21 protein-coding genes and 5 tRNA genes are annotated in these 21220 nt (G+C 40.3%); 6 read left to right on the top strand and 20 right to left on the bottom strand.

The features are described 5' to 3' along the window. From HGJ98_RS16745 to HGJ98_RS16705, 9 genes are all read right to left on the bottom strand, one after another. Positions 1-71 (bottom strand) — tRNA-Met (locus tag HGJ98_RS16745). Between the two features lie 152 nt (positions 72-223). Further along, a tRNA-Tyr gene (locus tag HGJ98_RS16740) sits at positions 224-307 on the bottom strand. Between the two features lie 20 nt (positions 308-327). Continuing rightward, positions 328-403 (bottom strand) — tRNA-Asp (locus HGJ98_RS16735). A 6-nt stretch (positions 404-409) separates the two neighbouring features. Beyond that, positions 410-485: transfer RNA gene (locus HGJ98_RS16730), tRNA-Val, on the bottom strand. Positions 486-498: 13 nt separating this feature from the next. Beyond that, positions 499-574, bottom strand: a tRNA-Glu gene (locus tag HGJ98_RS16725). A gap of 262 nt (positions 575-836) precedes the next feature. Further along, positions 837-1430 (bottom strand): DUF1847 domain-containing protein, encoded by a 594-nt coding sequence (locus HGJ98_RS16720; RefSeq protein ID WP_291352837.1) that lies wholly within the window; start codon positions 1428-1430, stop codon positions 837-839. Positions 1431-1472: 42 nt separating this feature from the next. Continuing rightward, positions 1473-2411 carry a sulfite exporter TauE/SafE family protein gene (locus HGJ98_RS16715; protein ID WP_291352838.1) on the bottom strand — a complete coding sequence of 313 codons (939 nt, stop codon included), beginning with the start codon at positions 2409-2411 and terminating at the stop codon, positions 1473-1475. A 32-nt stretch (positions 2412-2443) separates the two neighbouring features. Continuing rightward, the gene (locus HGJ98_RS16710) at positions 2444-2866 is read right to left on the bottom strand and encodes a hypothetical protein (protein ID WP_291352836.1); all 423 of its coding nucleotides are present in this window, start codon (positions 2864-2866) and stop codon (positions 2444-2446) included. Positions 2867-3285: 419 nt separating this feature from the next. After that, on the bottom strand, positions 3286-3954 hold the full coding sequence (locus HGJ98_RS16705; RefSeq protein WP_291352835.1) for a Crp/Fnr family transcriptional regulator: 669 nt from the start codon (positions 3952-3954) through the stop codon (positions 3286-3288). A 517-nt stretch (positions 3955-4471) separates the two neighbouring features. Between HGJ98_RS16705 and HGJ98_RS16700 the strand changes: the two genes are divergently transcribed. From HGJ98_RS16700 to HGJ98_RS16675, 6 genes are all read left to right on the top strand, one after another. Further along, positions 4472-4999: an OsmC family protein gene (locus HGJ98_RS16700; protein WP_291352834.1), complete on the top strand. Its 528-nt coding sequence runs from the start codon at positions 4472-4474 to the stop codon at positions 4997-4999. Between the two features lie 195 nt (positions 5000-5194). Next, positions 5195-5824 carry a 4Fe-4S dicluster domain-containing protein gene (locus HGJ98_RS16695; RefSeq protein ID WP_291352833.1) on the top strand — a complete coding sequence of 210 codons (630 nt, stop codon included), beginning with the start codon at positions 5195-5197 and terminating at the stop codon, positions 5822-5824. Position 5825: 1 nt separating this feature from the next. After that, positions 5826-6770: a CoB--CoM heterodisulfide reductase iron-sulfur subunit B family protein gene (locus HGJ98_RS16690; protein ID WP_291352832.1), complete on the top strand. Its 945-nt coding sequence runs from the start codon at positions 5826-5828 to the stop codon at positions 6768-6770. Between the two features lie 41 nt (positions 6771-6811). Then, on the top strand, positions 6812-7855 hold the full coding sequence (locus tag HGJ98_RS16685) for an FAD-dependent oxidoreductase (protein WP_291352831.1): 1044 nt from the start codon (positions 6812-6814) through the stop codon (positions 7853-7855). A gap of 30 nt (positions 7856-7885) precedes the next feature. Next, a complete protein-coding gene (locus HGJ98_RS16680) occupies positions 7886-8443 on the top strand; it encodes a 4Fe-4S dicluster domain-containing protein (protein WP_291352830.1) in 558 nt (185 codons plus the stop codon). Next, complete coding sequence (locus tag HGJ98_RS16675) at positions 8433-9314, top strand: CoB--CoM heterodisulfide reductase iron-sulfur subunit B family protein (RefSeq protein WP_291352829.1); 882 nt, start codon at positions 8433-8435, stop codon at positions 9312-9314. The genes HGJ98_RS16680 and HGJ98_RS16675 overlap by 11 nt, the downstream gene beginning before the upstream one ends. 115 nt (positions 9315-9429) lie before the next feature. On the opposite strand, the gene HGJ98_RS16670 is transcribed toward HGJ98_RS16675, so the two are convergent. The 11 genes from HGJ98_RS16670 to HGJ98_RS16620 form a co-directional block, all read right to left on the bottom strand. Further along, entirely contained in the window at positions 9430-9558 is a 129-nt protein-coding gene (locus tag HGJ98_RS16670; RefSeq protein ID WP_291352828.1) for a hypothetical protein, read from the bottom strand. A gap of 125 nt (positions 9559-9683) precedes the next feature. Beyond that, complete coding sequence (locus HGJ98_RS16665; RefSeq protein WP_291352827.1) at positions 9684-11342, bottom strand: FAD-dependent oxidoreductase; 1659 nt, start codon at positions 11340-11342, stop codon at positions 9684-9686. Between the two features lie 21 nt (positions 11343-11363). Beyond that, a complete protein-coding gene (locus tag HGJ98_RS16660) occupies positions 11364-11981 on the bottom strand; it encodes a 4Fe-4S dicluster domain-containing protein (RefSeq protein WP_291352826.1) in 618 nt (205 codons plus the stop codon). Further along, entirely contained in the window at positions 11978-14059 is a 2082-nt protein-coding gene (locus HGJ98_RS16655) for a molybdopterin-dependent oxidoreductase (RefSeq protein WP_291352825.1), read from the bottom strand. The genes HGJ98_RS16660 and HGJ98_RS16655 overlap by 4 nt, the downstream gene beginning before the upstream one ends. A 1-nt stretch (position 14060) precedes the next feature. Continuing rightward, positions 14061-15344 carry an FAD-dependent oxidoreductase gene (locus HGJ98_RS16650; protein WP_291352824.1) on the bottom strand — a complete coding sequence of 428 codons (1284 nt, stop codon included), beginning with the start codon at positions 15342-15344 and terminating at the stop codon, positions 14061-14063. Further along, entirely contained in the window at positions 15334-15786 is a 453-nt protein-coding gene (locus tag HGJ98_RS16645; RefSeq protein ID WP_291352823.1) for a 4Fe-4S dicluster domain-containing protein, read from the bottom strand. Before HGJ98_RS16645 ends, HGJ98_RS16650 begins: the two co-directional genes overlap by 11 nt. Before the next feature lie 37 nt (positions 15787-15823). Beyond that, on the bottom strand, positions 15824-17671 hold the full coding sequence (locus HGJ98_RS16640) for an ASKHA domain-containing protein (protein ID WP_291352822.1): 1848 nt from the start codon (positions 17669-17671) through the stop codon (positions 15824-15826). A 20-nt stretch (positions 17672-17691) separates the two neighbouring features. Then, entirely contained in the window at positions 17692-18360 is a 669-nt protein-coding gene (locus tag HGJ98_RS16635; protein ID WP_291352821.1) for a DUF1638 domain-containing protein, read from the bottom strand. A gap of 86 nt (positions 18361-18446) precedes the next feature. Further along, a complete protein-coding gene (locus tag HGJ98_RS16630) occupies positions 18447-19307 on the bottom strand; it encodes a dihydropteroate synthase (protein ID WP_291352820.1) in 861 nt (286 codons plus the stop codon). Positions 19308-19319: 12 nt separating this feature from the next. Then, positions 19320-19958, bottom strand: a complete 639-nt coding sequence (locus HGJ98_RS16625) for a B12-binding domain-containing protein (protein ID WP_291352819.1) — start codon at positions 19956-19958, stop codon at positions 19320-19322. Between the two features lie 35 nt (positions 19959-19993). Continuing rightward, positions 19994-21049, bottom strand: coding sequence for a uroporphyrinogen decarboxylase family protein (locus HGJ98_RS16620; protein ID WP_291352818.1), 1056 nt, complete (start codon positions 21047-21049; stop codon positions 19994-19996). Positions 21050-21220 lie beyond the last annotated feature (171 nt).

Here is a 21220-nt window from a genome sequence, read left to right as displayed (position 1 = left end):
TGCGGGGGCCGGATTTGAACCGACGACCTTCGGGTTATGAGCCCGACGAGCTACCGCTGCTCCACCCCGCGACGTGTTTAGATTTTTGAGGTACGAAGTTCGGCCTGCGAACTTTTCTCATTCCTCAAATACTAACTGAATTGTATTTATTATTTCTAAGATCTGTAATTCCAAACAGGTTTTTTCTTCATGTTTCGAATTACAATCTCCGAACCTTCGATAATGGTGGGCAGGGATGGATTCGAACCATCGTACCTCGCGGAACAGATTTACAGTCTGTCGCCTTTAACCACTCGGCCACCTACCCATGAATATTGAAGCCATATATGGCGACCCCGATCGGACTTGAACCGACGATCTCCTGCGTGACAGGCAGGCATGTTGACCACTACACCACGGGGCCATGATTTGGTGGGCGATGACAGGGTCGAACTGCCGACATCCTGCTTGTAAGGCAGGCGCTCTACCAACTGAGCTAATCACCCTTGAACTCTATTTTGGTGACCCGTACGGGATTCGAACCCGTGTAACCGCCGTGAAAGGGCGGTGTCTTAGACCGCTTGACCAACGGGCCACTGTTTTTGAGAACTTTTTTAGTATAGCTGAAGGTTGTCGAAATGTCAACTCTTTTAAGGAGTTATTTTTAAAAAAAATGTCCTATTTTAAAAGGCGTTTGTATTGAGGTCTAGCCACTTAAACAAACTTTAAATCATGGAGTTTATATAATTAACACAATTCATAAAAACACCATATTAAAGATTTGTCGTCCCTAAAAGTAGAACAGATCACCTAAACATGTAGTTTAGGCGATCTGTGGGCAATATTTCAACCTTTACTTATTCGTATTTTTTATTGAGATACTTTTTCTTTAAATAACTAGAATAACAGACTGCCAAAGGATTATGACCTAAGACACGATCCTTAACTGCGTAAGTGGTGACAGGTACTTTGGAGTACTTATTGAACAACATATCATGGCCAACACATAAGCCCACTGCTATATTTAATTCGGTTTCGTCTTTTTCTAAGACTTTGGCTTGAAGAATAGGATCACAAATAACTTCGATTTTGTCTTCTTTCACTTTAGGAATTTCATAGTCCTCTTTCTTAAGACCACCAATTTTACAACAAGCGGAATACACCTCAAAATGTTGAGATAAAATCTTATCTAAGATTGCAGCTTCTTCGGATAAACCTACGCAGAAAGCCATTCCGAGTTTCTTGTAACCCATTTTCTTTGCAAACATGATTAATTCATCCAGACGGCTAAGATTGTTACCATATTGAGCTTGGAAATGACCACTGAGCCGATGAAAAGGTTTGTTTTCTTCTTCAAAACATTCATCGAGTGTATATTTTCCCCCAGTACAATCAAAGCCTTCTTTATCACACATGTTTTTTGTCTTCATTTTACATGATGCACATTTCATTTTAAGACCCCCTTATAACTTAAGCACGATTTGTAGATATTATCAGATTTTGATTCCAACTAGTGGCAAAACATATTTGAGCCCGATATAGAACAATATAACTGCAAGGAACATTTTCATATAGCGAGCATTGATATACTTAGACACTCGAGCTGCTACTACAGTACCGATAGCCACACCAGCTAATTCAAAGGCTAGAAACTGAAGATCTAGAGAACTACCCATCGAGAGATAGTTTAAAATACTGGTTGAAGAGGATACTAAAATGGAAAGAACAGATGTTCCGGCTACAATGTACATTGGGAATCCCATCACACTGGTCATAAAGGGAACTAGTAAGAAACCACCGCCGACCCCTAGAGATGCAGAAAGTACTGCAACTAAAAGCCCCGTAATAAACACGGTAATAGCATTATAGTTAAATTCTTGACCGGCAAAAGTAAAGGTGTTTTGAATACCAACCTTTTTAAAATTAACCCCAATTTCCTTAAGCTCATTCATTTTGCCCGAAGCTTTAAGTTCTTTTACTTTTGCAGCAAATGTATCATTAGCGGCTTTTACTGATTTTTGACTGTCCCTAAATTTCGCGGTACACTCATAGCCAATACGTATTGCAATACCTAAAGTGACAATACCGAAGTAAGGTTGGAACGTTTTCATGTCTTTTAATAAAGTGTGCGAAAGTGAAGAGCCTAGTATTGCACCAACGATTCCACCTAAGCCCAGAGCAACAGCGGTAGGTACAACAATTCGCTTCTCACGAAGATATAGAGGGGTACCAACGATAGGGCTAACCAGTGTTAATATCTGGTTCATGGGTTTTACCATATTGGCATTTTTTAGTCCGAAAATACTCATATGTCCTACACCTGCTAAGATACCGCCAGCTGCTCCTACAGATGTAAAAACATAGCCTACAAAGATTCCCCAAAGGATCAAACTAATAGGACTGGCGTCTACGCCAGCTAATGCGAAATGCATATTCATAACATTCTCCTCCAATTTCGTAAACTTTAAAGTTTAGTTGCTTCTGATGCTCTCAAACCAAATAAACCCAGTCTGTTTAATTTAGACTTAATTAGTTTCACAAGCCATTTTCCAATATAAAATAAGAAGTAGGTAGCTAAGTATGCTCCAAAAATATTGACTTGCCAGTTTACAGTTGGAATAGTGACAGTTGGCCATTTTAAACTAATTAAACAAATTATAAGAACGTGAGGAACTAATCGGTATATTGAATCTACTACTACCGCTGTTAGGTAATCAAAAAACACTTCTCTCATTTCCGCCTGAAGAGACTTATAAGCCTCTGCATCCCCGATGTCAACTGCCACTCCTGAAAGCTCATCTAATTCCTGATACCGTTTTTTATAGTGCAGAACTTTTTTAGTGTGGGGGTCTTTAAGGAATTTCACTAGTTCAGAAAGTTTCTTCATAGCTAAACGCCTCTCTTGATAATATTTGCACTTGCTAGATCAGCACTGCCTTTCTAGGGTAAGTTCTTCCTCCTTTCGCTTTTCTCATATTTACTATGTGTATAATTTATCAAACCCCGAGCGCTATTAATGTCTGAACCGAGACCATATTTATGTCTATCTTACGACCATATTTTTGTCTACCGAAAGACTATATTTATGTCAATTTAAAGACTATAATAGTGTCAAGTTAATTACAGTATTTTTGTCTAATGTATGACTTTTATAATGTCTACTAAACGACAATTCTTTAGCCAACGTTTGCATCACTAATAACACCGTAATGGTCTCAACATAAGTTGAGCGAACTCTCTACGGTGTTAGAGTCTGCCTCGCATTGGATAAAAAAGAAAGAGGCTAGCGTTCGATGCTAGCCTCTCTTATACAATCCATTTGCTTAGCTTATCTATATCAAGTATATACACTTCTTTCTCTTCAATAGCTATACTATTCTCTTGTCTAAATATATTAAGCAAGGAGGTAACCGTCTGTCTTGACGTTCCTATCATACAAGCTATCTCTTCATGAGTTAAGCGAAAGCCTATTTTCGTACCCGTCTGGGTTTCCACTCCTGCACGTTCAGTCATTTTGAGAAGCAGCATTGCTAGTCTTCCAGGCACCTGAAAACAAACCATTTCTTGAATAATTGCTTCAGCCTCTCGCATTCTAACCCCGAGGGTTGTAGCAACTTTAATTGCAATGGACGGATGGTTAACTAGTAATTCCTCAAAGCGTGCGTTACGTACAACTACCAATGTGGCATCATTGATAGCACCTGCAAAACAGGTTCGCTCCCCGTGGTACAAAGTTTCAGCCAAGCCCATTAACTGTCCAGACGTTCTCATACTTCCAACTGTGACTCTTCGTCCATCAGGAGTTATTCTATATATTTTTACAAAACCTTCTTCTATCAAATATATTCGGTCAGCAGTATCCCCTTCAGAGAAAATTATTTGTCCCTTAGGATAATGAACTACTGTCCCATATTCTCTGATAAGGTTTTTTTCATTATCATCTAACTCTAGTGCTTCATGATTAATGCATTCCATTGTAGATTTACCCCTCCATATACCTTTATTATATAACAAATTTCTACAATAATGCTACTCAAATTTCAGAATTATTAAGAATGTGATCCATTACTCATCACGCTCTTTCACCCTTAAAGATAAAAATTGATATGCAGAAAATATATTATAATTTCTGACTTTAGTGTTTATTTAGCATTGAAATAAATACCAATTATTTGGAATTATTACGTTCCATATGGAATTATTGCATTCCAAAGAAGAAAATAAGCCCGTAGTGAGAATTTTGTGATTTATCAAATAATTATTAGTTTACCGGAACATCGGTATTCCATTAAACATCATACTCGGAATATTATATTTAAATTACTGTACCTAACCCTTAGATTATAACTGTTATAGCTTATAGCTATTTTATTTGGCATAGCTTTTGCATACTTAATTGGAATATGAAATGGAAACGAGCTTGGTAATCAACAATTAACAGTGATCTAAGAATCGTTGACTTTTCTTAAAAGAAGAAAGGGGGATTAATAAGATGAGTAAGTTTAATAGTGGAGTTCTATTTAACGGAATCGACTTAGGTTTTATTGGAAGTATGGTTGATAGGGTAAAGCAAGATCCCGAAAAAGCTAAAAGAACGCTAAAGACAAGTACAGTATGGCTGGGCGGAACTAGGTCAGAAACCACAATCCGTGATTTCAAGTATATCATTGATGAACCTTGGGGTAATGAACAAGGAGGTGCTCAACCAGGAGAAATTGTACTAGCTGCTTTAGGATCTTGTTTAGTCGTAGGCTACTCTTTCGATGGAGCCCTGCATGGCATTCCCCTTAAAAAGATTGAGATTGAAATTGAGGGAGATAGTAATGGTATTGCATTTATGCAAATTCCGACAGACATAATGCCAAATTTAACAACTGCTCGGATTAAGGTCTGTCTTGAAAGCGATGCCAGTAAAGAGGTATTGGAAGAGATGCATAAACGTGTTATATCAATTTCTCCAGTATCTTCTACCTTAACAAATGTTGTGAATCTGGAATTTGATCTTAAAATCGGAACCTAAATGCCGACATAGTGTCTAGCAAAATATCTAAATATTTAAAATAGTTAGTCTGTCAATGATTTCTTTCTACGCGCAAAAGTCGCACTGATTTCAGTGGGACTTTCTGTCCTCATAGATAACCTAAGTTAAAACCTAGAAATAAGGAACTATTGCTTTGTATTGGGCTTCCTAATCTAAGTTATAAGGGGATGTCTTATGAAAAGAGAACAGGCCAGTAACTGGTCATTAGAATTTGAGAACGCAATAGCGACATCGGGGTTAGCGGATGACATAAGTCGCTGTATATCTTGCGGTAAATGTACTGGTGTATGTCCTGTGGCTGCCATTAGTCCTTCCTACAATCCAAGACAGATTATTCGGGAAGTACTACTTGGCAATTATGAAAGGATCGTTAAAAGTGAAGAAATTTGGCGTTGTTTCTGGTGCGCAAATTGCGCCGCTACTTGTCCAAGCGAGATTAAATATCCACTTCTAATGCTTTATATCCGATACTTCTCTATGTCACATGGAGCTGGAAAAAAGCATGTAGATCCCTTCATCCGTTTCGTCACCAAAGCTAGAAAAGAAGCTGTGACCTTCCAGCCTGGTAAACCTGCTAGACTGGATGAAATTAGGGCCTTAAGGAGCAGTCTAGGCTTAGCGCCGCTTAGAATTGTATCAGACAAAGGTATAAAAGAGTACCAAAAGTTATTTGAAATTACCGGCACTGACGAATGGCTCAAGAATTATCAAGAAACTCCAGAAGTCCCTATCGATCTAAGTTATCTGGAGGGAAGAATATTGGTACAGGATGATTCCATAAGTGGTTCAGAAAGGGAGGCTTAAGATGGAAGAATATCAAAGATTATCCCTTATTGATCCGCAAAGAGTAGCCAAATTACCTACACCCGAAAAACTATTCTTATTTCTCAGTTGTACAGGAAGTATTGAATACCCGGGTACTGAAAGAGCGGTAAGGATTGTTGGCGAAAAACTAGGTATTGAATTTATAGAATCTGTCGATCAAACCTGCTGCACAGGGTATATGTTGACATGTAATGCCGTAAACCCTCAGCTTGCTTTGGCATCCACTTCCCGCAATTTGAGTATTCCTCAGGAAATGGGCCTGGATGTAGGGGTGTTTTGTAATGGTTGTTATGGATACCTGAGAGAATTAGCACATCTATTACATTCAAACCCAGCTTTCAAAGAGGTTGGAGATAAAGCAAACGAGGCCTTAGGCCGTGTAAAGTATCATGGCCATACAAAAATTTATCATGTACAGGAATTATGGTATCGTCAATTAGAAAAACTAACTAGTTTAGTGAAACGACCATTAACTGGTCTAAAAATAGCAGCCCACTATGGTTGTCACTATTTGGCAAACAAGGATGTTGCTATCGATGACGCCCAATATCCTACATTCCATGAAGAAATTTATAAGGCTCTTGGAGCGACACCGGTAGTTTATAAAGAACGGCGTGCCTGCTGTGGCTATTCTGTGGGTAGAGGATTTACACACCGCGAAGAGACGGTTTTACCCCATATTACCAATAAAATGCTGAGCGCCGCCGCGGCAGGAGTTCAATTAATGACTACAACTTGCCCCGGTTGTAATACTGCCCTCGACCGTGAACAGAAGACCATTACTTCAAGGGGTAAACACGTTAGTATTCCAGTGATTGATTTATCTCAGCTTATTGCTTTCGCTTTAGGTGCGCCAGTTGAGCAGTTAGGTTTTAAGGCTAATACTACACCTGTTTTACCTGTGCTGGAACGCTTTGTTAAATAAAGTATGGGAATCTTCCAGGAAAATTTCAAGGTGAAAGGAGCATGAAAATGCTTAATGAGGGTGTTCTGGTTGTCGGCGGAGGGGTTGCTGGCATGCAGGCTGCTATTGATATAGCTGCCTCCGGCAAAGAAGTTGTCTTAATTGATAAGGACAAGAATCTCGGAGGTCATGTGAAGGAATATGGTGCTTTGTTTCCGGATCTCACTGAAGGGGCATCCTTGGTTGAACAAAAGGTCCGGATTATTAAGAATAATCCTAAGATCAAGGTTTTAGTAGGTACGGAAGTCAACAAACTTCAGCAGGTTGAAGGTGCTCTTAAAGCAAGTTTTATAAATACGGGGAATCCACAGGAACAGATCTTTTCAGCTGCAGTCATATCAACCGGGTTTGATAATTTTGATGGTAAAAAATATGGTGAATATGGGTATGGACGTTTTCCAGGGGTAATTACAGGTATCGATTTTGAACATCAGGAAGAAGCAATTTTAAAAAGGCCTGTTAAAACAGCCGTTTTTATAAAATGTGTTGGATCACGTGACAGAAGCAAAGGAATGCCTTATTGTTCTAAGATCTGTTGTATGTATACTGCCAAACAAGCTTTAGAACTAAAAAAAGCCCAACCAAATGCCCAAGTTTACGTGTTCTATATGGATATACGATCTAACTTCAAAAACGGGGAAGAATTCGTCCGTGGAGTCATGGAAAATCAACATGTTAAGTATATTCGCGGAAGGGTTGGCAAGGTAATACCTACCAATGGCCGTTTGCTGATTCGAGCAGAGGACACTCTTATGGGGGTTCCTATAGAATTAGAAGCAGATCTGGTAGTTCTTGCTACAGCAATGGTTCCCAGTCAAGCTACTCAATCATTGGTCACTCAAGTTGGGGGCAAACTTGATAATAACGGTTTTATCCTGCCAATTCCTATGGCAGAAAGCGAAAATCCAATGAGCTTAACAAAGGGTGTATTCTATGCTGGTGCTTGTGGTTTTCCTTGTGATGTAAAAGATGCGATGAATCAAGGTAGTGCAGCTGCAGCTGGGGTATTAAGTTATCTTCAATCCAATCGGGGAGCCGCAAAGTAAGGGAGATTAACGGAAAAGGGAGGGTCTCCGATGACCATGGTAATAACCGGTAATTCAACGTTGCAAGCTGAAGTAGAGGGTATCTGTGATGTCAACATTGATGCCTGCATACAATGCGGGACTTGTACGGGTGGATGTAGTGGCATCGAACTTATGGAGTATGGTCCACGTCAGATTATCCAGTTAATTAAACTCAATCAGCGCCAACTTCTGTTAGACAGCAAAGCTATATGGATGTGCGTTTCCTGTCATATATGTGAGGACCGCTGCCCATCAAAGATTAAGATTACTAGTTTAATGGATACCTTAAGAGAAATGGCTTGCAAAGAACCAACAACTAAGACGAATGAACAAATAAAATTCCATAAATTATATGTTAAACAAGTGAAGGCCTTCGGAAGATCGCACGAATCAATATTAACCATGGCTTTAACGTTTAAAGGCACACCCCTGCCACCCCTAAAACTAATGAAAGATCTCATAACTCGTATGAGAGTGGATATGACACCTCCACACAGGCCGAATAAGTCGTATCGTCTTTCAATAAGACGAGTAGAGGAAAAGGGGGGTAAACGCCATGGTAAGTAAACCAATAGCTTATTTCCCCGGCTGCTCACTTCACGGATTAGCAAAGCCTTTTGATACTTCAACCCGACTTGTATGTAACAAAATCGGAATAGCTCTACAGGAGCCGGATGATTGGAATTGTTGTGGAGCAACATCCGCCCACAGTATTGACCATACACTTAACTTAGCATTAGGGGCTAGAAACTTGAATCTTGTAGCGAAGAGTATGTCAAATACGGTTACGGCTCCATGCGCCGCTTGTTATAGTAATTTAAAACGGTCAAGCCTTGAACTTCAAAATCCCCAGAAACGTAAATTTGCTAGTGAATTGGTTGACGATGATTTAGAAAATGTTGAGAACGTCAATGTTATTCATCTATTGGAGCTGTTGTCTGAAACTTCTATTTCGAATGAAATTAAAGCTAGCTTAAAGTACCGTTTTTCTGATTTGAACGTTGTATGCTACTATGGTTGTTTAACCGTAAGACCCAACTTGGAGTCAGACTTAGAATCTGATAGTTCGGAAAACCCTCAAAGCATGGATAGACTTTTAGGGGCTTTAGGAGCCGATGTACGGGACTGGTCGCATAAGAGCGAATGTTGTGGCGGAAGTCATTCCCTCTGCGGTCCAGAACTGGCTAACATACGGACGGATGAAGTCCTTCGTCAAGCAATAGCCTCCGGAGCAGATGTCATCGCTGTAGCTTGCCCATTATGTCATTCAAACTTAGAGTTCCGGCTACATGCATTACAAGCTCGTGGTAAGCAAATCCCTGTAGTGTTCTTTACTCAATTAATAGGATTAGCCATGGGATTTACTACCAAAGAAGTTGGATTAAATAAGCTGTTAGTTAATTCTTTCCCCTGGCGGGAGAAGCTAACATTAGCGTAATTAGTCTTTAAAACCCCCGGTCCTTGTGCATTTGTTAATGCAGGGATCGGGGGTTTTATTATATTCCATTAATATTTGACAAATTATCTTGAATGACTTAGGGACTAATTTCATATCATGGTTTAATTACCGCTAGCACTTCTTGAATCATTAATACCACTATTACAATAGTTGAGGCAGCCAACAGCAACTCCGGACCATGATTATCAATGAAAAAATCTGAGATTTTAGTTCTTAGACTCATAATGATAACCCCCTTCTTTTACTTTACCTCTGCTTTGTAAACTTTACTATCATAAATGGTCGTTATAAAATCTTATTGTAGTATATAAACACTTAACCACGGAATCCGCTGCTCGTTAACATCATTCACCGATTTGAATTATAGTTTGATCTCAAAAAGGACACATGCCCTCCATCCACATTTTTAACCTTAAACCCATGCTGGGATAAAAATCTTGAAGCTACATATCCTCTTAATCCTATTTGACAATATGCAATGATCTCTTTACTCTTATCAAGTTCTTCTATCCTTTTCCTCAGGCTATCAATAGGAATATTGATAGCTCCCTCAATGTACCCTTTTTTACTAACCTCCTTTACAGTACGCACGTCTAAAAGTACCATGTCTTCTTTTTTACTGGCCATTAATTGCTCAGCCGTAAGAGTTTCCACTCTGCCTGCTAAAACATTCTCAGCAACATAACCTGCCAGATTGACTGGATCTCTAGCTGAAGAAAAAGGTGGTGCATAGCAAAGTTCTAACTCAGTCAAATCTTTGATTGTTCCTCCTAGTCTTATCACAGTGGCTATTACGTCAATCCTTTTATCCACACCCTCATTGCCAACGCCTTGAGCCCCAAGTATCTTGCCTGCCTCACTAAAAATCAGCTTTAAGGTCAACATCTGGGCTCCCGGATAATAAGTTGCATGTGAGAAGGGATGAATAGTAACAGTACGATTCGGTATATTCAACTTATTTAGAGTTTTTTCATTATTACCAGTACATGCTGCAGTTAATTTAAAAACCTTAATGATTGAAGTACCTTGTGTACCTTGGTAAGTAGTGCCCAAGCCCGCAATATTATCTGCTGCAATCCTCCCTTGCTTATTTGCCGGTCCCGCTAAGGGAACAGTTGAATTTTGCTTGTTTATAAAATCCACGACTTCGATGGCATCTCCGACTGCAAATACATTAGCAAGATTTGTTTCCATTTTCTCATTGACAAGTATGTGCCCTTTCTCTCCTAACTGGATTCCACTATCCTCGAGGAACTCAGTATCCGGTATGACTCCTATTGCTAAGATAACTAGGTTTGCTTCCAATTTGGCCTTACTAGTAAGAGTTATTTCTACAGTACTGTCCTTATCCTTAAACTCTTTTACTCCATCATTTAAAACTAGTTTTACACCGTTGTCTGAAAGCTCCTTCTCCACCGCTGCCACGATTTCCGTATCAAAGGGGGCTAGTATATGTGGTGCAGCTTCTACTAAGGTAACTTCTAGCCCTTTTTGCTTTAAATTCTCCGCCATTTCAACCCCAACAAAGCCACCGCCAATGACCACTGCACTCTTAATTTCTCTTTCGCTTACATACGTTTTAATTCTATCTGTATCAGGAATATTTCTTAAGGTAAAGATTTTCTGACTGTCTATCCCTTCAATATTAGGTTTAATGGCTCTTGCTCCAGGGGATAAAACTAGATAGTCATACTGTTCTTTATACTCACCACCTTCCTTACTTCTTACTTTTACTGCCTTTTGTTGTGGGTCTATACAAATAACCTCATTATTGATCCTTACATCAATGTTAAAGCGATTCTTCATGCCTTCCGGTGTTTGCACTAAAAGGTGGTCTCTTTCCTTGATCGATCCTCCAATGTAATACGGCAAACCACAATTCGCAAAAGAAATATACCCGTCTCTTTCAAACATAATAATCTCTGCATTTTCATCCAGTCGTCTAAGCCTTGCAGCTACTGAAGCGCCACCAGCTACACCACCCACAATTAACACCTTTTTAGTCATAACTAATCCTTCTTTCTAATTTTAAATAGGGTTATGGAAATCGCTGGATGTAACACTTTCCTTGGAATCAGCAACCGTATGGGCCATCAGTGTTAGTAGCAAATACAAAACCTTTGTCAGATCATTTTCTGTACCTTTTATATAAACGTCTGTACCCTTTGATATCAAATCTGTCATGCGCAAACCTGCTTCTCGAATGAGCACCTCCCGTTCACCGAAAACCCGAGCATCGACAGGGCAGACGGTCACACACGCAGGTTCTTTACCCCTTTGTAAAAGGTGACTGCAAAAAGAACATTTGCCAACTTTGCCGTTATTCATAATCTTCATACCACCATGTAGGCAAGCAGTTACACAGACCTGACAGCCGATACATTTTTCAATATCATGGATAACTAACCCGTCTTCTCCACACTTAATAGCACCGATGGGACAAACAGCAACGCAAATGGGGTCTGAGCAGTGTCGACAGGACTGTGGAATATAATATCTGACCAAATGATCAGTTAAAAGTTCCCTAGGTCTTACCCTTAACCATGAATCGCCGCTCTGCAAACCATTTTCCTGCATGCAGGCAACGGTACAGCTCTTACACCCGATGCAGCGCGACACATCGACTAACATCGCATACTGACTCATTGGCCCTGCCCCCCTTCGGCTTTAGCAGCACACATGATGTTTTTGTTAGGAAAATTCCCTCCGACGGGATCCACAGCTACAGGAAAAAGGGAATTCGCCGGTGTTTTCCCATAGGGCGAATGTACTCCAAAATAAGGTTGGGTCGAAAAGTACCCCCTTGGTACACTTAAGGTAATCTTTGCAGGTAAAACCATAGCACCTGTTGACGTCTTCAATCTAACTTGGTCCCCGTCTATTACCCCTAACTCCGACGCAGTCTGAGGATGCATTTCAACATAGGGTTTTTCCATTTCCACGGCCCAGTTACTGTATTGGCACACTGTATGGTAATGGCTGGCTACCTTGTTAGTACTCAAGATATAAGGAAATTCTTCACGGCTGATTCCCTGATTTCCAGGGGAATCATACATATCTATAAAATCAATTGCCAAGGCATTCTCTCTGGCCAATTCCACTTTGCCCGAGTGTGTTGGGAATACGCCGCTCTCATACAAGCGTACAAGCTCCGGACCATTTTCTGGGCATGGAAAATGCACACCTCCCGGTGTCCTTCGCATACGTTCTATTGTAATTCCTTCAATACTCTTATTATGAGTTCTTTCCAATTCCCAGGCTGCTGCCGGGGAGTCTGGGAAATACGAGGATTCTAGACCCATGTGTTCTGCCAATTGACGGAACAAGTCTCCTCCTGATCTGGCCTCAGCATAGGTTGCGGCCGCTTTATCCTTCCACTGCAGGACCCTGTGAACACTTGCCTGTACGCCAGCCTCTTCCAACCAATGAGTTGCAGGGAGAACGACATTAGCTAATATGGCGGAGTCGTCCAGAAACAAGGTATGGCTGATAACAAAATCTAAACCTTGTATTGCTTTGGTCATACGTTTACTGTCAGGCCAATTCACACAGGGATTGCCTGCAATAAAGACCATCTTAATGTCTCCCTCTTCCATAGCTTGGTAGAGATCCACTGCAGATCTCTTACGATCAGGCTTGACAACATCATTTTTTGGAATAAGGCCTTTTGCATTTCCATAATTATTTATATGGGATATAATCCCTGATCCTTGTTTGCCAACATTACCCAGTATAACCATCAGGTCTTCAAAGGCTCTGAGCGAGGCACCAGCATTATTGACGCAGACAATACCCCTTCCTTCAAAAAGCATACCAGGTTTACACACGGCTAAATCTTCGGCCAGTTCTTTTATAACATTTTCAGGGACCCCAGTTATTCCCGCTGCCCGCTCCAAAGTAATGGATTCCACTGCTTGTGCCAATTGTTCAAATCCATTCGTGAGTTCTGCGACAAAGGTCTGGTCATAAAGATTATTATCAATAACAAACTTCAGCAAAGCCATTCCCAAGGCCCCGTCGGTGCCGGGTCTAATCTGGATAAAACGGTCTGCTGCCTGAGCCGTTTCAGTAAAACGAGTATCAATAACGACTATTTTTGTTCCTTGCCGCTTGGCTTCCAAAATCCAGTGAAACTGACCCGCTTTAGTCTGGGCGCAATTATTACCTACAATCAACAGTATCTTAGACCTTACCACATCAGATAGCGGTGCTGTCGCAGATCCGTTGCCAAATATCTCCTTCCGAACATTGAATTCCGACTCCATGCAGATAGGTCCTGTCCCGAAGTTAGCCATACCTGTTAACTTAGAGAAAATGCTATGGGCTAATTTACTGTAAGATCCGCCTATTTTGGAGGTAATACCCACAACCGATCCTGTCCCATTATCTTTAATATAATGGTTGTATTTTTGTGCAATAAGCTCTAGTGCTTCATCCCAAGAAATTCTCTCAAATTTACCGTTAACTTTTTTCATTGGATATTCTAAACGGTATGGTCCGTACAATGTCTGAGCAATCTCCATGGGTTTGGCACAAATTTTTCCTTTATTATAGGGATTATCCGAATCACCAAACACTGCCTGTACCTTTCCCTCATGATCCAGACTTACTTTAATCCCACACCCACCGTTACAAAGGCAGCAAATAGACGTTCTTAGGTTATCATCTGGTTCTAAGGGTTTACTGTTTATGCCTAATGACTTTGGTCTAACATAGGAACCCATTTTACATCCCCCCTTTGCCCACCGGATAGAAACCTTGATATTTAATAGGGTTTGTTAATAAATAGTTCAGGTAGTTAATGTCAACCTTCGCTCTCTTTCTGATCAAGGCACTTAGAATGCCTGCTCCTTCGATTTTTCCGACCATAATCATTCCAATCAAACGTCCATCTCTTATTACGAATTTACGATAGAAATTATTTTTAGGTTCCGATGCTTTAAGCACAATCCCTTCACCCGGAGGCAAATTCATGATTCCGGCCGAAATAAGTCCTACTCCGCTGATAACAGCTGAATTTAAGGCCATTGAGCCTTGATATATACGTTTTAAACCTGCCATATTACAACCAGCAATAATACCTTGTTCTGTAGCAGTAGGCCATAAAGCACTTACGCTTTTTCCACCATTTAAGAAATCATCTGCCTCTGCTACATCACCCGCGGCATAGATATCCTTTACATAGGTCTCCATTTCATCATCAACAACGATACCTTTATTTACGAATACTCCACTATCTTCTACCAACCGAACGTTAGGACGTACACCAATTGCCTTGAGAACCATTTGGCAGGGAATATGTTCCCCTGTATTAAGGACCACACCGCTCACTGACATCTTTCCTTCGGAATTCCTTTCCCCAAGGATTCTCTCTGCTTTAGTATTCAATAGAATGCGATAGCCCTCTTTTTCTAATAATCTAATAAGAATTTCCGAAGATTCGGGATCAGTCGAGTACCTCATAAGGTAAGGTGCTGATCCTACAACGATAACTTTAATACCGAGTTCATGAAGACCATGTGCTCCTTTGAGACCTACAAGTCCTGCACCCATGACTACCGCGGTTTTTACTTTCGGCGCAAACTCTGCTATCGCTTTGGCATCTGCAGAAGTGCGTAGCTGAAAAACTCCTTCCATGTCACTGCCCTCGAGGGGGGGACTAAAAGGAGAAGCACCTGTTGCAATCAGCAATTTATCATAATCAACCTTTTTTCCAGAGTCTAACACGACATATTTATAATCAGGATCAACCCTCTCAACGGTTCCCCCAATAAAATCAATCCCTGTTTCATTGTAAAAATCCTTACTTCGAATATGCATGCCTTCTTCAGGAATTTCTTTCCCTAAATAATATGAAGTTAGGCATCGCGAGTAGGGTATACAATCTTCTTTGGAAATCATAGTGATTTTCCCGACAGGATCCAATCCCCGGATTGTCTCTGCTGCAAAAATCCCCGCAGCACTATTCCCAATGATGAGATATCGCATGCCCATCACCTCAACCTTCATTTTCATAATCTTCCGCAGTACAGTAACATAGGGCCTTACGAGTACACGCTACAACACAAGGTGGAGTTTTCTCATCCTTACACAAGTCACATTTACTAACCTTTTTAACATTTTCAAGGGGTATAACTGCACCAAATGGACAAACCATAACGCACATCCAACAGCCAACACAGCTTTCTACTTCGTGAAATACTTCACCTGTTTCGGAATATTGCATTGCTCCTGTCATACAAGCTCCAACACACATGGCTTCAACACAATGTTGACATATAGAAGACCAATAACGCCCATCAGTCTTCTTGACATTAATCCTCGCTTGCGGAGCTGGTTGTTCCAGTTTAGCCATGAATAGACTCTTTGTTAGAGACTTTGTCTCCATACAAGCAGCTTCACAGGCTAGACAACCATCGCAACGTTCAGCTAGAAAGTAAATTTTTCGCATCCGCATCTTCCTCTCCAGAACAAACGTGATATTGGCTCTAATCTTCACACTCACCAAAAAACATGGCATTTGTAAACTCTTCCGTAAAATCACTTCGATCAGATAGCTCGATATATCTAATATTTTTAACTAAGGAATTCACGATTTCTTCGCTATCTGCTCGCAATAGATTAATTTGTGCCCCGACATGTGCCGAATTACCTGCATATTCTACTTTGCTAAGGGGTACGGCCTTAGGGATTAGACCAATAACTTGAGCACTCTTTTTGTTAAGTACGTTACCAAAGGAGCCTGCTAAGTTAAACAGTTCAATGTCCTCCAGCTTAATACCCATCTCCTTGACCATAATTCGAATTCCAGCCAGTATGGCGCCTTTAGCTAACTGAACTTGGCGAATATCCCTTTGCGTAAGACTTACTTTCTGAAAGTCGCTGTTTTTGACTATAACAAATTCAAGTCCGTCGTCATTTTCTTGCAGACCTCCAGCCAATATATCCCCAACGATCGGAACTGCTTCTTCACTGGTTAGCAAACGACCACTAAAATCAATAATTCCAATATTTATCAACACTGCGATCACATCCACTAAACCTGATCCGCAGAAGCCTAATGCCGGAACCTCTCCAATCACATGATAATGTAGCTTTCCATCTTCTTGCCAAACCCGATCGATTGCTCCCTTTTCCGCTCGCATTCCGTAGCAAATGTTAGCTCCTTCAAAAGCTGGGCCTGCTGCGGCTGAGCACGCATATAAAATGCCATGAGCCGCTAAGATAATTTCAGCATTCGTTCCCACATCAATTAAGATACACGGAGCATCATACTTATAAGCGTTCGTAGCCAATACTCCTGCGACGATATCAGCTCCTACATATCCTGCAACATTGGGTAAAAGGGTCACTTTGCCACTATCATTAATTTTGATACCTAGATCTACGGAATCAAAACTAAGTCCTGCATAAAGAGCGCCGACGAAAGGTGGTGTGGCAATATACTTGGCTGGAAGTCTCAAAAACAAGTGCTGCATAGTTGTATTACCTACGACACTAATCAAATAAATATCTGATCTGTTTATGCCTGATTGGGATATTACTTGGTCGATTAAAGTATTAACTTGATCGATAATTAAAGTTTGTAGTTTTTTTAAGTTATCGTCAGTTTGAGAGAAATCTATACGAGAAAGCACATCGGCTCCATAGGTTCTCTGTGGATTAAAGGCTGATGCAACTGTGATTTCTTGTCCAGTAAACAGATCATGTAAACTACATATTACCGTTGTTGTTCCAATGTCTATAGCACAGCCATAACCGACTGTTGCTGTATCTCCTGCTTCGACTGAAATCACTTTCCCTCTATAGGTCACTACAGTAAGTTCAAAGTTGTTGTTTCTCATTAATTCCGGTAATTTCCTTAATATAGTTAAGTCTAGTTCCTGTTGAAGTTCAGGATCAGGTAATAGATCTTCAACTCTATCCCAATCAGCCCGTTGATCTGTCATCGTTGGTGGCGCCACTTTAAGAAAGTACTTTATAACTGTTGGTAAAACTTCAATAGCGGTTTTAGGTCTTGATAATAATGCTTTTATCAGCTTACCTTCTGTTTGGCCCGGTACTTCAATGACCATATCTTGTAGGATAGCTGTTTGACAGGCTAACCTCCAGCCCTGATCCAACTTAGTATCGTCAATCTTCTCCTTTTCAACGATTGTTGGAATTCCGGAGTAATCATGACACAGGATTAAACATTTTCCGCATGTCCCACGCCGTCCGCAAGGGGTTGGCTCAATGTCAACCTTTGCTAAGTCTGCTGCTTCAACCACACTGGTACCTGCAGGAACAAAAACTTCTACGTTGTGAGGTAGAAACTTTATTTTAAAAATTAACACTTTCACACCTCCAATGGGCTTTAGTCTCCGCAGGTGAACATGTTACTTTGAATCGAGATACCCGGCTCAACTAAAATTTTAAAATCTGAATTTACATCCTTAAACATGCTCGCCAGCCAATCCAATGATCCCTCTACTTCTTCATAGTTTAAGCCAAAAAACTTGCTCATCTTTTGGACGTAAACTTGATCCTTTAGATAGCTAGCCATACCATTATTGATCAGAATAAATGTTTCATAGTATTTAATCATTTCTTTGATACACCAATAGGCTGTTTCATGATCAAATAGTTCCAAACAACGTTGGTATTCTTTCCACCCATCACTTCCATAGGCAATCCAACCAGCGCTAAGAAAATAGCTTGTAGTTCTGTTAACGTGACATTTACTGGCGTGCCGAAGCCCAAGTAAAACAGATATACAGTCTTCACTCTTAGGGATGATAATTTTACTCTGGCTGGATTTTAATCCTACAACACCATTGCCACACAAACCATAGCCTAAATAGATGCAGTCTAGATCTCCTTGTTGATCAAGGAGATCTATCTGCTTTTGCAGTTCAACTTTTAGTAGATCCGGGGTACGATGCAATTCCTGAGGTAAAAAAATGCAGGTCTCTAAGGGTATTTTTAAACCCTTGAGTAATTCCTCTTTAAAAACCTCACAAGCAATAATTTTGTTTTTTTGCATGTTGCGTCCCCACTTACTTTAAATAAAAACGATCAAATCGGGTGATCTTCTTCATTACCTTTATGGGAGTAAGTTTTCCATTTTAACTAGGCTTGTGGTTCCGAATACTGTCGATATTCGGCCAAGTAATTCATAGACCACTCATCTCGTCCCAAAAGAAGATCTGAGGTTTTAACCGTACGCCTCATTCCCTCTGCCGTTGGATCCATAATTATACAAGTTAAACCCGCCTTTAAAGCCATAGCAATCATGGTTTTAGTAATACTATTTCGATCTGGCAAACCGAAAGAAACGTTGCTAATTCCTAAAATTATATTAGTACCTAGTTCCTCTACGACTCTTTCAATAGTTTTCAAAGTAATAGTCGCGGCGTTATGGTCTGAACTTACAGTCATAGTCAAGCAATCAATGATAATGTTAGAACGTTCGATTCCTAGCTTTTCTGCACGTTCAACAATTTTCATTGCAATAGCTAATCTTTTTTCAGGATCATTTGGAATACCTGTGTCATCCATGAGTAAGCCAACAACAGCTGCCCCATATTCTTTAATCACTGGCAGAACGCTCGCCAGGGATTTTTCCTCACCCGTTACAGAATTAACTAAGGCCTTTCCTTCATATACTTGTAGTGCTGCTGATAAAGCAATGGGATTGGCTGAGTCTATACACAGAGGTACATTGACAGTTTCAGATACTACTTTGACAACTTCCGGCAACATAGTTACCTCATCAACGCCCGCGACTCCTACATTTACGTCTAACATATCTGCACCCTGCTCGATCTGAGCTAATGCCTCACGTCTAACGTAATCGAAGTCTTTAGCTAAAAGGGCCTGGCCAAACTTTTTTTTCCCAGTTGGATTGATCCGTTCACCAATGATAACTGCAGGTAAATCCCTACCGATGGTAACAATTGAATTCTTGCTGCGAACCTCGGTATGAAACATTATTTTCCCCCCTTAAGCTACACCAATTAATTTTTTAGCTGCATCAACTGCTGCAGTAGCATCTTTACCAAATCCATCACCACCAATTTGTAAGACCCACTCTTCAGTTACTGGTGCTCCACCTACCATAATCTTAACCTGATCACGTAAACCAGAATCTATAATTGCTTGAATGGTACTCTCTACATTAGGTAACGTTGACGTTATTAGGCTTGATATCGCGATTATTTCTGGCTTATATTCTTTGATTGCCTCAATAAATTTCTCTGGATCAACATTAACGCCTAAGTTAATAACTTCAAACCCTGCACCCTCAAGCATCATAGCCACAAGGTTTTTACCAATATCGTGAAGGTCATCTTTAACTGTCCCTAATACAATTTTCCCTATTGCTACTGCCTTTGCTGCAGCTAAGATAGGCTTTAATATATGGAGACCTGCATGAGTGCATTTAGCGGCAATCAGAACTTCTGGTACATAAATCTTATTTAACTTAAACTTTTCACCAATAACTGTCATGCCAGCGATTAGGCCCTCACTTAAAATTAGCTTTGGATCGATTCCTTCGTCTAGGGCTTGTTGGCAAAACTCTGACGTTTTTGCAGGCTTATAAGTAACAATTGAATTTTTGATATCTTCTAATACTGACATCATGTTTTCCCCCTCATTTAAACTATTCCTGAGAACTATTTACCCTCAGCGATCTTTGCTGCACTATAGGTTTTAGCAGTATTTATCATAGTCCGTACGTTTTCATCAGGTGTCCCATAATCAAGGCCTACAGCATCAATGGAGAGTAATTCGTAAGGCCCGCCAGTGTCAACAAGACGTTTAACATCTTGCTCAATTTCTTCAGCTGTACATTGGAGCATACGCACAGGACAAATCCGAGCGTTTATGAAAGTATTAGGCATCAGTTCACGTACTCGACGTAGGTCTGTCAAAGGTCCCACTTCAATGAATTGCATATTCTTAATTTTACTGTAACCTTCTATAACATTATCAACGGACCCACAATGATGAATACCAAAAGGTTGTAACGCATCCGCAAGCTTCATTTCATATGGTAAAATGAATTCCTCGTAGGATTCATTTGAGATTTGCGCAGTAGTACAGTTCGGAGTAATATACATTTCTGGTGGAGCCATGGGGGTAACAGATGATGCTAATGTACCAGTACGGCTTCTTACATAATTAGCTAATGGAATAATGGTGTTTAAACAAATATTCATTACCTTGTGAACTAACTCTGGATTCACATAGAAATCCGTGTACAGATCATCACCACGCAGTTTTAATGCCAAGTTCTGAATGCCACATGTATTGATATTTCCTGTAACCCGTCCATATTTCTCCTCTAAATAGTCCATTTGTCTTATGATCTCAGTCATAGGATGAGTATTCAGTATATCTGGTACAACAAGACTATCGATTTTTTCTTCGGACATGTTAGCTGGAATTGACCACGGCAATGCATCATCAAAAAATTTGGTTTCAACACCGAATAATTCAGGAACCAAGGCCATCCCGTAATCGACAAATGGATTTGGTTGGGGATCAGGGTTACCTAACCCTAAATCTCCAAATCGCTCATGGAGTAACTTTTGTTGTTTCATTGCGACCTCAATGCGGTAATCCGGGTCATAATAGTACTTTTTACCATAGGCAATTCCATAATTCTTGTGCCACCAGTTTGGATAGAAACCGACCATAGCCCGAATGTGCTTGATTTCGTTGGTCATGTTTAATAAGCTCCCTTCTTTCATCAAATTCTTAAAGCAAAGCAATTATTAGAATAGGATGAGGACCATTTCCTTAATTAATGATAGATGCAATACTTATGCCAACTGCCATTGATTCGATAATAGGCACTTTTCTGAAAATTATAAATATAAATAAAAGAAGATCGGAAC

The organism is Desulfosporosinus sp., from assembly GCF_014237355.1.
Lineage (GTDB): Bacteria > Bacillota > Desulfitobacteriia > Desulfitobacteriales > Desulfitobacteriaceae > Desulfosporosinus.
Note: the sequence above shows the minus strand (reverse complement) of the source record. Positions and strands in the feature narration are given on the sequence as shown.